Origin of the sequence: Mesorhizobium sp. M0217 (assembly GCF_040321955.1) — a bacterium.
Lineage (GTDB): Bacteria > Pseudomonadota > Alphaproteobacteria > Rhizobiales > Rhizobiaceae > Mesorhizobium.
In genome coordinates, this window is sequence record NZ_JAMYSN010000001.1 from 445,570 (window position 1) to 457,973 (window position 12,404).

Annotated in this window: 9 protein-coding genes; 2 read left to right on the top strand and 7 right to left on the bottom strand. The window is 62.7% G+C overall.

All coding sequences use genetic code 11. The features are described 5' to 3' along the window. Window positions 1-52 precede the first annotated feature (52 nt). From NKJ18_RS02215 to NKJ18_RS02235, 5 genes are all read right to left on the bottom strand, one after another. Window positions 53-1,087: an ABC transporter substrate-binding protein gene (locus tag NKJ18_RS02215; RefSeq protein ID WP_023683465.1), complete on the bottom strand. Its 1,035-nt coding sequence runs from the start codon at window positions 1,085-1,087 to the stop codon at window positions 53-55. 23 nt (window positions 1,088-1,110) lie between these two features. Beyond that, on the bottom strand, window positions 1,111-1,911 hold the full coding sequence (locus NKJ18_RS02220) for an ABC transporter permease (RefSeq protein WP_023820688.1): 801 nt from the start codon (window positions 1,909-1,911) through the stop codon (window positions 1,111-1,113). Then, on the bottom strand, window positions 1,904-2,824 hold the full coding sequence (locus tag NKJ18_RS02225; RefSeq protein ID WP_023714006.1) for an ABC transporter permease: 921 nt from the start codon (window positions 2,822-2,824) through the stop codon (window positions 1,904-1,906). Before NKJ18_RS02225 ends, NKJ18_RS02220 begins: the two co-directional genes overlap by 8 nt. Before the next feature lie 2 nt (window positions 2,825-2,826). Then, the gene (locus NKJ18_RS02230; RefSeq protein ID WP_023699750.1) at window positions 2,827-3,927 is read right to left on the bottom strand and encodes an ABC transporter ATP-binding protein; all 1,101 of its coding nucleotides are present in this window, start codon (window positions 3,925-3,927) and stop codon (window positions 2,827-2,829) included. Between the two features lie 156 nt (window positions 3,928-4,083). Beyond that, window positions 4,084-5,763, bottom strand: coding sequence for an amidohydrolase (locus NKJ18_RS02235; RefSeq protein WP_352757753.1), 1,680 nt, complete (start codon window positions 5,761-5,763; stop codon window positions 4,084-4,086). A gap of 277 nt (window positions 5,764-6,040) precedes the next feature. Here NKJ18_RS02235 and NKJ18_RS02240 point away from each other — a divergent pair, with 277 nt between their 5' ends. After that, entirely contained in the window at window positions 6,041-6,694 is a 654-nt protein-coding gene (locus tag NKJ18_RS02240) for a TetR/AcrR family transcriptional regulator (RefSeq protein ID WP_023686329.1), read from the top strand. A 24-nt stretch (window positions 6,695-6,718) separates the two neighbouring features. Beyond that, entirely contained in the window at window positions 6,719-7,750 is a 1,032-nt protein-coding gene (locus NKJ18_RS02245) for a histone deacetylase family protein (protein WP_023751302.1), read from the top strand. Between the two features lie 87 nt (window positions 7,751-7,837). Here the strand turns inward: NKJ18_RS02245 and NKJ18_RS02250 are convergent, their stop codons facing one another. Both NKJ18_RS02250 and NKJ18_RS02255 read right to left on the bottom strand, forming a co-directional pair. After that, the gene (locus NKJ18_RS02250; protein WP_023825398.1) at window positions 7,838-9,031 is read right to left on the bottom strand and encodes a TMEM43 family protein; all 1,194 of its coding nucleotides are present in this window, start codon (window positions 9,029-9,031) and stop codon (window positions 7,838-7,840) included. Window positions 9,032-9,091: 60 nt separating this feature from the next. Continuing rightward, window positions 9,092-11,998 carry a M16 family metallopeptidase gene (locus NKJ18_RS02255; RefSeq protein WP_352757754.1) on the bottom strand — a complete coding sequence of 969 codons (2,907 nt, stop codon included), beginning with the start codon at window positions 11,996-11,998 and terminating at the stop codon, window positions 9,092-9,094. Between the last annotated feature and the right edge of the window lie 406 nt (window positions 11,999-12,404).

Consider the following 12,404-nt stretch of genomic DNA (forward strand, 5'->3'; position numbering starts at 1 on the left):
CCGGAAAAGAAAAGACCCGGCGGCGCATGCCGCCGGGTCTGTCAGACTGCGGTTATTTCTGCAGTTCGGTCCAGATCTTGGTGTAGATGTCCTGGATCTCAGGCGCGCACATCTTCTGGAATTCGCCTTGTGCCTTCGCAGCCTCCGGAATGACGACTTCCGGGGCATCCTTCATATCGGCCGGCATGTACTTGTCCGAGCCGGTAATGGCGTTTGCGTAGCGATGGAAGGCCGAGAGGCCGGCCGCGTTTTCCGGATCCATGATGAAGTTCTGGAACAGCTTGGCGTTCTCGACATTTTTGGCTTCCTTGAGAACGACGACGTTATCGCTCCACAGGCCGTAGCCTTCCTTCGGATAATTGTAATGGATGGCCGGATTGGCCAGCCGCTGACGCAGCGCCGAACCGTTCCAGTCGCTGGTCGCCTTGAAGTCGCCGGCGCCCATCTTTTCGATGGTGTTGTATTCCATGGCGATCCAGTTCGGCTTGGCCGCGACAAGCGTGTCGCGCACCTTCTTCAGCACCGTCTTGTCGTCGGTGCACTGCTGGCCGCCGACATATTTGATCGCCGCGAAGATAACGTCATTCATCTCGGGAACGACATTGGTCTTGCCCTTCAGCTCGTCCGGCGTGTTGAAGATGATGCCCCAGCTGTCGGCTGGTCCCTTGTAGGCATCGGTGTTGACGACGACGCCGACGGTGCCCAGCGCCCACGGCACGGAATATTTGCGGCCGGGGTCGAAGTCTGGATTGGCCCATTCCGGCGCCACGTTCTTGAAGTTCTCCATCTTGCCCGGATCGGTCTCCTGCACGAGGCCCTCCTTGATCCAGATCGGCACGTAGGTTTGCGACGGAACGGCGATGTCGAAGCCGGTGCCGCCCTGGCGTACCTTGGCGAGCGCCGTATCGTTGGAATCGTAATCGGTGATGGTCACCTTGACGTTGTATTTGGCTTCGAACTTTTTGATCACGTCGGGGCTGGTATAGTTGCCCCAATTGTAGATGTTCAGCTCGCCATCGGCGCTGGCCAGGCTCGTCGTTGCGAGCAGCGCCAACCCCATGGCGGCTGTCGTTGTTTTCCAGTTCATGGTTTTAGCTCCCATTTGTCGGTTCAGTCTCTTTTCCTGCTGACGAAGAAAAACAACGTGACGATCGCGACCGAAAGCAGCAGGAAGGCGGTCGATATCGCGTTGATCTCAGGCGTGATGCCGCGGCGGATCTGGCCGAGCATGTAGGTGGGCAGCGTATCCTGGCCGCCCGATTTGACAAACTCGGTGATGACGACGTCATCGAGCGAGATGACGAATGCCAGCATCAGTCCGGCCAGTATGCCGGGCCACAAAAGCGGCAGCGTGATGCGGCGGAAGGTCTTCCAAGGCGTCGCGTACAGATCGGCGGCCGCGCGCTCCAGCGTCAGGTCCATGTTTTCCAGCCGCGCCCGGATCGGCAGATAGGCGAACGGGATGCAGAACGCCGTGTGCGCGGCGATCAGATATCCAATGCCGGAATAGCCGGTGAAGATCTTGATGCGCGAGAAGAAGATCAGCAGCGCCACGCCGGTGACGATCTCGGGCACCATCAGCGGCTGGTTGATCGCCGCATATTTGAAGGTGAGGCCCGGATAGGACGCGGTGCGCGTGGTGGCGAGCGCGGCCATGGTGGCAAAGATTGTCGACAGCACCGCAGCGACGGCGCCGATCTGGAACGAGCGTAGCGTCGCGTCGATAACTTGCACGTTCTGCCAAGCCGACTGGAACCAGCGCATCGAAAAGCCGCCCCATTCGGACGTCGAGTTCGCCGCGTTGAAGGCATAGGCGACCAGCACGATGATCGGCAGATAGAGCACGATAAAACAGGTCGCAGCGATCACCGTGAAGCCGGTCTGGTGCTTGATGGAAAAGTTCTTAGTCATGCCGCGCCCCCGACTTGCCGGCATTGCGCACATAGGCAAGCAGCGCCACCATGACGATGATCATCACCGTGATCGACAGCGCCGAGCCGAGCGGCCAGTTGCGGCCTTGGCCGAACTGCAATTCGATCAGGTTGGACAGCATCATATTCTTGCCGCCGCCAAGCACGCTCGGCGTCACATAGGCGCCAAGGGCTGGAATGAAGACCAGGATGGAGCCGGCAATGACGCCGGGTTTGACCAGCGGGAAAATGATCTTCCGCAATACCTTGAATCGGGTCGCGTAGAGGTCGTAGCCCGCCTCGACGAGGCGAAAATCAAGCTTCTCCATGCTGGCATAGATCGGCAGCACCATCAGCGGCAGATAGACATAGGCCATGCCGATCAGAATCGCCGTGTCGGTGAAGAGGATCTGCACCGGCGCTGAGACGATACCAAGCTTGATAAGGATGGTGTTGATGATGCCTTCGTTGCGGATGATCTGCAGCACGGCGAAGGTGCGGATCAGAAGGTTGGTCCAGAACGGAATGGTGATCAGGAACAGCCAGAGATCCCTGGTTTTCTCGCTCCGCGTCGCCATGAAATAGGCGGTTGGAAACCCCAATGCCAAAGTGGCGATCGTCGTTATCACCGCCAGCTTGATCGAGCGCCAGAAGATGGTGACATGCGCTGCCGCAAGCGAAAGCGTATCGTCGAAAATGTCGCGTTCCATGAACACCGACAGCCAGGCATCGGGCGAAAACTGCCACTTCACATCGCCATAGGGGCCAGGCGTCAGGAACGAGTAGATCAGCACGATCAGCAAGGGGCCGGTCGCGGCGAGGAAGATCACCAGCAAGGCTGGCGCTGACAGCAGCCACCGGTCGCGCACATCGCGTCGCTCCGCTGCCTTGGCGACTTGTTCCGCGGTCGCCATGATCAGTCCTTCAGCACTTGCGCGGCGTCGTTGCCGATCGTGATACCGATCTGGCCGCCCTGCACGAAGCCGTCACCGGCGCCGCGGCTGTTCTGACGCCGCACGATGAACGGCTCGCCACCGGCAAGGCGCAGATGGAAGTGCGTGTCGGTGCCGAGATAGACGATGTTTTCGACGGTACCGGACAGCGAAGCGCTCGGGCTGGCCGTGCCCAACTGCGCATGCTCTGGACGCACGACGATGGTGACCTTGCCGCTGGGGCTGAAGCCTTCCGGCAGCGAGGCTGGGATTTCCACACCAGACGGCAGCTTCACCGTCGCCCGGCCACCAGTCGCGCTAACCACATCCGCCTTGAGGAAGTTCGACTCGCCGATGAAGTCGGCGACGAAACGCTCGGCCGGCCGGTCGTAGATGTCGCGCGGCGAGCCGACCTGCAGGATCTTGCCCGACGACATCACCGCGATGCGGTCCGACATGGTCAGCGCTTCCTCCTGGTCGTGGGTGACGAAGATGAAGGTGATGCCCGTCTCGTGCTGCAGCCGCTTCAATTCGATCTGCATTTCCTTGCGCAGCTTGTAGTCGAGCGCCGAGAGCGGTTCGTCGAGCAGGAGCACCTTGGGCTGCGGCGCAAGCGCCCGGGCGAGCGCCACGCGCTGCTGCTGGCCGCCGGAGATCTGGCTGGTGCGGCGACCCGCCAGCGCCTCCATCTTCACCAGTTTCAGCATCTCGGCGACGCGCGCCTTGATCTCGGCCTTCGGCTTGCCCAGCATTTCCAGGCCAAAGCCGATATTGTCGGCAACCGTCATATGCGGGAACAGCGCGTAGGATTGGAAGACGGTGTTGACCGGCCGCTTGAAGGGCGGCAACGGCGCGATGTCCTGACCGTAGAGGAGGATTTCGCCGGCGGTTGGAAAGTCGAAGCCGGCAATCAGCCGCAGCAACGTGGTCTTGCCGCAGCCGGATGGTCCCAGCAGTGTAAAAAACTCATTCTCGCGGATGGATACCGAGACCGTATCGAGGGCAGCGACCTGCCCCTCACCCGATCCGAAAATTTTACTGACGTTTACGACTTCAATTGCATTCCGATCCGGTTTTTCCGGCACGATACGCCTCACTGTTGACCCCGCTCTTGCTGGCGGAGTTTTTCCCCTGTTCGATGTGACCACACGGCCGGTTGGTTGGCAAGTCCGGCATTGAATCACAGTTCAGTCGGTCATTTCGTCTTGCAAGCGGCAAGCTGTGCAAGCCGCATGCCATTGTCAGGCCTGGTAGGTGACCTTGCCACCGCAGACCGTCGTCACCGGCCGCAGCTTGTGTAGATCGGCCGGCGCCGTCTTCTCGATATCGGCCGACAAAACCACCAGATCCGCCATATAGCGGGGTTTCAGAACGCCTTTGCGATGCTCGGCGAATTCGGCATAGGCGCCCTCGACCGTGTAGGCGGCAATCGCTTCCTGCAGCGAGAAACTCTGGTCAGGATCGCCTTCTGCCCATGGTTTGCGCTGCACTGCCGCCTGAATGCTCAGGATCGGGTCGATCGCCGCCACCGGCCAGTCCGAGGCGAACACGACATGGGCGCCGGCGCTTTTCAGGGTGCGCCAGGGATAGCTCAGCGGCCAGCGGGCCGGTCCGATGCGTGACACCGTCGGCTCCAGTGGAAAATCCATGGCGCCGGGCGGATGCGACGGCTGCATCGAGGCGATGACGCCGAGTTCGGCAAAACGCGGCACGTCGGCTGCTGTGGTGACCTCGATGTGCTCAACCCTGTGCCGGCTGTCGCGCTTGCCATTGACCTTCTGCGCCGCCTCGTAACCGTCGAGCACTGCGCGCACCGCGCCGTCACCGATCGAGTGCACCGCGATCTGCAGCCCGCGTTTGTCGATAGCCACGGCGAGATCGATAAATTGCTGCGGCGTGAACAGCGGCTCGCCGACCCAGTCGGGACGATCCGCATAGGGTTCGACCATAACAGCGGTCCAGGAATCGAGCACGCCGTCATAGAACACCTTGACCATGCCCGATGACAGCCACTCGCTGTGGTAGCGCTCGGCCATGACGGACGCCTTCTCGAGCATGGCGAGTGTCATGAAATTCTTGTAGTGGAACGGGATCTTGACGCGGCAGGGCAATCCCTCCTCGGCCTCGATCTCGGAAAGCAATTCGAGCTGGTAGAGATTGCCGTCCATGTTCTGGATCGAGGTGATGCCATGGCGCGCGCACCAGGCAAGTCCGCGCCGCATGATGTCACGGTCAGCGGCCCGCTCGGCGGCCGACGGCATTGGGTCGGGCTCGCCGCCGGTCGACAGCCCCAGCCGCACCCGGCTTTCGCCGGCAAGGTCGAGCACCGGACCGAAGGCCTCGCCCTCGCGCAATTCGCCCGCGGCCAGGCCGTCGTCACCCATCACGATCTCGTTGCCCGGACCGAGCGTGCGTCCCTTCAGGATGCCGGCCATCTCCAACGCCTTGGTGTTGGCCCACATCGTATGGTGGTCGGGCGCCGCCATGCAGAAGGGGCGGTCGGGCAGGATGGCGTCGAGATGATGGCGTGTCACCCGCTCGTCGCCGAGCACGGTGTAGTCGGCGCCCTGTCCCACAAGCATTTTCGCCTCGGGCCGCGTCGTTGCGTAGTCGCGGATGGCACTTTGAAGCGCCTCGAAGCCATGGATACCGCCGAGTTGAAGATGCGCGAGCTCGGCCCCTCCCGAGAACAGATGCATGTGGGCTTCGATGAAACCGGGCAGGACCGAACCGCCCTTGGCGTCGATCACCTCTGTGGTCGTTCCCTTGAGTTTTTCGATGGCGGCGTGGTTGCCGATGGCGATGATGGCGCCGTCCTTGACGGCAATCGCCTCGGCGGCGGGATTGTCATCGTCCATGGTCCGCACGCGACCATTGATGACGATCAGATCAGCATTTTGACCCGCACCCGTGACAGACATCGCGACTCCGCGGTTTTGACGACTGGCTGAGACCGACAACCCTCTTGTCCGACAAGCTGCCACTCCGCTGGAGCGGCGTTATCGGACGAAAACTGATGCCAGTGCGCTCTTTCGAAATTCCCCTTGTGATCTCTCAAAACAGCGTGGATAAAAGAATGCGACTAATTATTCGCGTTTGTCAACGTGCCGAATTTCGAATGTATTGTGGACAACACACCACGCCAATGTTGAGACCGGGACCTGTGTTGAAACCGGCAGGGAACGAAGGCATCAATCCGTGAAGCGCAGTCTCAGCCGCGAAACCAGGATGGCGCTCGAACCGCGCAAGCAGCCGCGGCAGGAACGGTCGAGCAAGGTGGTCGACCGGATACTCGACGCGGCTTTGATCCTGACGCGGGAGCAGGGAACCAAGACGCCGACGACGCTCGCCATTGCCCGGCGCGCGGGCCTGTCGGTCGGTTCGGTCTACCAGTACTTTCCCAACAAGGAAGCCATTCTCCTCGACCTCGCCCGGCGCTGGCTGTCGTCGTTTCCCGAGGTGATCGCCAGGCGCATCGAGGTCACCCCACCCACCAACCGCGACGAGTTTCGGCAGGAGGTGCGCAAGCTCTTCATCGATACCTCCAGAATATATCTCGAAAACGCCACCCTGATGCCGGTGATCGAGGCGATATCCGGCAATGCCGACCTCAGGCCGATCCAGGACGAATATGACGAGCAGATCATCGCGCTTTACGCCGCGTGGCTGCAGCATGTGAACCCGGCCCTTGAAGACAAGATCGCCAGCCGACTCGGCGTGCTGATGATGGATGTCGGGCACGCCTGCCGGCTTGTGGGGTTGAAGCGGGATCGCAAGACATACGACCTCATCGAGGACGATGTGGAAAGAATGTGGCTCGCTCTGGTCACCCCCTATCTCAACCTTGACTGATTTCGCTATTTCGAGAGGAAATTCATGAAGACTGTCTATTCGCCGCTTCATGCCGGCCATGCCGGCCAGATGGAACTGGTCACGTCGGCAATCGTGCCGGGTTTCGAAAAGCCGTCGCGGGCCGAGTTCATCAAGGCGCGGGTCGAGAGCGAGAAGCTGGGGCCGATCATCGGACCGGTCGAGCACGATCTCACAGCCGCCAAGCGCATCCACAAGGCCGACTATATCGACTTCCTGCCAACCGTCTGGCCGGCGTGGAAGGCCGCCGGCCTCGATGGCACGGCGATGCCCTTCACCTGGCCGACGCGCGGCCTGCGCGGCGACGTGCCACCCAAGCGCGTCGACGCCTTGCTCGGCTACTATTCCTTCGACGCCGGCGCCACCTTCGTCGAAGGCACATGGACCGCGATCAAATCGTCCTATGACGTGGCGCTGACGGCGGCGGCCTTGGTCAAGGGTGGTGAGCGGTCGGCCTTCGCGCTTTGCCGCCCGCCCGGCCATCACGCCGGTGCCGGGTTCATGGGCGGCTACTGCTACATCAACAATGCTGCGGTCGCCGCGCAATGGTTCCTCGATCAGGGCGCAAAACGCGTCTCGATCCTTGACGTCGACTATCACCACGGCAATGGCACGCAGGAGATCTTCTATGAACGGGCCGACGTGCAGGTTCTCAACCTGCATGGCGATCCCATGGTGGAGTATCCGTTCTTCCTCGGCCATGCCGGCGAACGCGGCGCTGGCGCCGGCGAAGGTTTCAACGTCAATTATCCCATGCCCTTCGGCACCAATTGGGACGCCTGGAACGCCTCGCTGGAGGATGCCTGCGTCAAGCTCGCCGCCTACGCCCCCGATATCGTCATCGTCTCGCTCGGCGTCGACACCTTCGAGAAGGATCCGATCAGCCAGTTCAAGCTGAAAAGCCCGGACTATCCGAAGATCGGCCGGCGCATCGCAAAGCTCGGCCTGCCGACGCTGTTCGTGATGGAAGGTGGCTATGCCGTCGAGGAGATCGGCATCAACGCCGTCGGCGTGCTGACCGGCTTCGAGGACAAGTAGGAAAGCAATTCCAGGATAAGTGTGAGGCGGTTTTCCGGCCGGAATTGCGCCAAGGAGATATGGGGCGGCTCCGGCCGCCCCGACCATCTAGGCGGCCGCAGCCGGGTTGGGTGCAACCACCGGAACGGCTGGCCTTCGCGACCGGCCGATGCGGTAGACAATCACCGCCGCAATCACGCCTGCCGCCAGGATGGCGAGCGCCAGCAACGGCCGGTACCAGAACCAGGCAATCGCAATCGTCACCGTGCCGACCAGGATCGCCAGAACGAAGGCGATGATGCCGGTGCCCATCCGCGCCATGCTGCCGAGGAAGGGTATGACGTCGAGGATCACCCCGATCGGGCTGAGGAACAGCGCAAAGCCTATGGTCAGCAACAGCAAGCCGGCGCCGCGCAGCAGCCAGGTGATCAGCGTGTTGGCGCTGACCGCGTCGGCGAACATCTTTTCGGCCGGGACGTTGCCGGTATCGACCATCAGCAGCGCATCGCCGGCTTGCGTCTGGTAGGGCTCGAAGCGGCTGCCGGCCTGGCGCGCGATGATGCTGATCACGCCCAGCGGCGCCAGTTCGTAGCCGATGCGATAGTCGCCCAAAGCGGGCGTCGTGTTGTCATTGCCGAGAAAAATCTTGCCATCGACGATGCTGAGCGGTTTCGTTCCGGTATAGGCAGCCTTTATCGCCGCCGACTGGTCGGCTGACAGGGAATAGTCCTTGTCACCCTCGATGCGGTCCAGCACCGGCGTATCGAGATCGAAGGCGACAAGCTTGCCCTCAGGAATCTGGAAGGTCCGGCCGTGGATTTCCATCGGCGGAGTCTGGTGGCCGTCCGGCTTCTTGAAATCGGAGGAGTCGATCTGGCTGTCGTCCCACACCTTGGAATAGCTGTAGGTGGTCACCGTCTCTTCGCCACCGCCGAGCTTCTTCGTCGTCTCCGACTTGGACTCTTCCTTCCACTGATACATCTCGACGCTGCGCGACAGCCGCAGCCCTTGCGCCGCAATGCCGAAATCCGGATCCGCCAGGCCGCTGTCCGCCGTCACCAGTCCGCTGACATGAACCAGCTTGCCGTCATTGGCGGTATCGACGCTGTCGGCGCCGACCGAAACCACCGCTCCAGAACCTTCGGCCAGCGAGCGCGCCGTCTGCACGGCGCGGCCTTCGTTCCAGAACAGCCCGATCACCATCAGCACGATCAGGATAAGGCCGAAGATGACCCCGCCGACCGCGCGCTTGATCCGCCCGAACCACGAGACGGATGTGACTTCCCGAAATGAATCGCTCATCGTTTCCCCGAAACAAAGTTGCCCAAGATTTAAACGCGGCCGGCGGCCGCCTCGTATCGATCAGTCGGCGTGGATCTGCGCGCCGCAATCCCTGTCGCCGGCGCAGGCGTGCACCGCGCGTGTCGTGCCGCCATCGCCAACCCGCCACGGCGAGGCAGACAGCGGCGCCTGGCGATTGCCCCCGAGAAGATCGAGCGCCCGCATCGCCGTGTCTTCGCCAGCCTCGTCACGCTTGACGATCTCGACGTCCTTGAGGCCGATCGCGGCAAGCTGCGGCATCACCACATCGGGGTCGCCCGCCACCACGATCAGCGACGGATCGAGCGACGCCAGGGCCAGCGCCTGTTTCTGAACCGCATCGAGCGTCAGCTTTGTGCGCGCCGCCATGCGGGTTTGCTGGTCCTCCAGCGTCGATCCGCTGCCGACCGCGCCAATCAGCGAGGAGAACAGACCAGCCGACGTCTCGGCCGATCCAGCCAGCGCCCGGCGATAGACGGTCACCGTGCGGTCGACCTCGTCCTGCGCTACCGGCAAGGTTGTCAGGCCGGCAAATCCTTTCAGGATTTCGGTAATCGCCGGCCCGGTGTTGGCGCGCTCGACGGTGGTTGCCACGACCAATCCCGAGCCGGCCTTCATCGGGCTCATCAGATAGCTCGACACGCCATAGGAGTAGCCCTTCTCCTCGCGGATCACCGAATTCAGCCGGCTGGAGAAATCGGCGCCAAGCAGGTTGGAGACCGCGGTCGATTCAGCGCGCTCGCTCTCGTCGGTGCCGGGCGCCGGCCGCGCCACGAACAGCGCCGACTGGCTGGCGCCGGGTTCGGGCACCAGCAGCACTTTCTGTCCCCCGTTGAAATGCGCCGCCGGCGACGGCTCGACGGCATAGCCGGCGGTGTCGCTTGTCCACGCGCCAAATGCTTTTTCAAGGCTGGCGGCGACGGTCGCGACCGGCATCGGGCCGACGCTGTAGAAGGTCACCGCCTTCGGCGTGAACTCCGCCTTGAATGCGTCCCTCGCCTCGTCGAGCGAGATCGAGGCCAGCGCCTTTGCCGACCAGTCCACCGCTGCCTTGCCCGGCACCTGCGGGATCAGCGTCGCCTTTGCCATGCGGCCGGCAACGCCGGGCAGATCCGCCTCGCGGCCGTTTAGCCAGTCGACCGTCTGCGCCATCAGCACCGTCCATTCGGTCTTGTCGAAACGAGGCTTCAGTACCGCGTCGGCGAGCAGCCCAATACCCTGGTCGAGCTTTTCCGGCGGCACGCCAAGCGTCATCATCGTGGCCAGCGTTCCGGCCTGGTGGCTGACGCCGGCGCCGATGTCGCTGGCCGCCTTGGCGAAATCAGCCGAGCCGCGATCGGCGGCCCCGCGTGTCGCCATGCTTGCTGCAAGTTCCAGCAATCCCTCCTTGCCTTCCGGCACGCTGTTCCAGCCGCCGGCGGCACTGGCCGCGACATAGACCATCGGCGCTTCCGGCATTGTGTAGTGGACGAGTTTGATGCCATTCGAGAGCGTCGCCGTTTCCATGGCGGGCAGTGTTGCCGAAGGCGCTTGCCCGGCCGCATGCTTCGGAATGTCGATCGCCGCTCGCTCCGGCGCGGTGAACGGCTGCGGTGTGCCGGACGAGCCGATCAGTGCATCGGGATAGCCGCCGCGCGGGCCGGGCTTCAGCACCAGCACGCTGGCGTCTTCCGGTTTCAACAGCCGCTTCATCGTTGCCTCGAGATCCGCCACGCTGGCGTCCTTCACCCGCGGGTCGTCGACCAGCGCGCTCTGCGCATCGCCGAGCACGTCGGCATTGTAGGAGACGACGCCGGCGCGATCCTTCAATGCTTCGCTGCCGAGCCGCGCTGCCTGCAAGATGCCGGTGCGCGCACGCTCGACATCGACCGGATCGAGCGGGGTCTTCAGGAAATCCGCAAACGCCGTTTTCATCGCGCTTTCCAGCGCTTCCGGCGCCACATCTTCGGCGGCACCCGCCTCGAAGGTAAAGCGGCCACCGAGCAGACCGCCGGTCCAGCTCGCGCTGGCATAGGTGGCAATGCCCAACTGCGAAACCAGCCGGTTGCGCAAAAAACCATATTCGCCGTTGCCGAGCAGTTCGGCGGCAATGCTGAGCGCACCATTGTCGGGCGACTGCGCCACCGGGCCACTGAAGCCGACCACAACGATGGGGCTTGGCACGCGATCCTCGAGCACCAGCTTGAGCCGGGCCTGCGTCGGTTCCGGCACGGCGGGCCGCGCCACATCGGCGCCGCGCGCCACGCGGCCGAACGTGTCGGCAATCAGCGCCTTGGTGTCGTCGATCTCCAAGTCGCCGACCAGCACCAACACCGCATTGTTGGGCAGATAGTAGCTGTTGAAGAAACCCCTGACATCGTCGAGCGTCGCCGCATCGAGATCGGCGACCGAGCCGATGACCATGCGGCTATAGGGATGCGGCTTCGGGAACAGCCCGGACCAGAAAGCTTCCCAGCCGGATGCGCCGGCCTTGTCGAGCACGTTCTGGCGCATCTCGTTCTTGACCACCGAGCGCTGCAGATCGAGCTTGGCCTGAGTCACCGAGCGGCCGAGATTGGCCATGCGGTCGGCCTCCAGCGACAAGATCATCGGCAGTGACGACGACAGCCCGTCGACGTAATAAACCGTGCCGTCTTCGGTGGTCCAGGCATTGATCTCGTTGCCGAGCGCGGCGTGCGCGCCGAACACGTTCGGCCAGGCCGGCATGCCGGAAAACATCAGATGTTCGAACAGATGCGCAAAGCCCGAGCGTCCCGCGGGTTCATTCATCGACCCGACGCGGTAGCGCAGGTTCATCACCACCTTCGGCACGCGATGGTCGGGCACCAGCACCACCTGCAGCCCGTTGTCGAGCGCATAGGTAACGGTCGGCTCAGCCTTGGCGGGCGCTGCCATGCCGGCAAGAGCCGCAAGCACCACCGTGAACGCCAGGAAAACCTGCTTCATCATGACCCCCGATGCTGATGGCCGCGAGCAAGCGCCGCCAAATCCGCCGTATGACCGAAGGGATGCCCACCCCTGCCGGCTGCCGAGACCCTATCGGAATCGATCGGCCCTCGATACGGCAGTATCGCAACACCCTCTGGCTTTTTCGTGTCGGCGTTTCAGGCCTTTTGCGGCGGAAAAGGCCGCGAAAGCAGCCCCTGAGTCGCTTGAGTCCAATAATATTGATTTTGTCAAATCGCGTTTGATGTCGGATTCATCTGCGGGTAGATTAGACCCGAATCAGCCGGTCCTTGGGGGGCGCGGCGACCACCCAAAGTCTCAAGTTCCGGCCAATGACCGGCACCAGACGCGGACGGCTTCGCGTTCCCTGAATGGATTCGGCGATCAGCGCGACCGCCGCGCCGTGTGA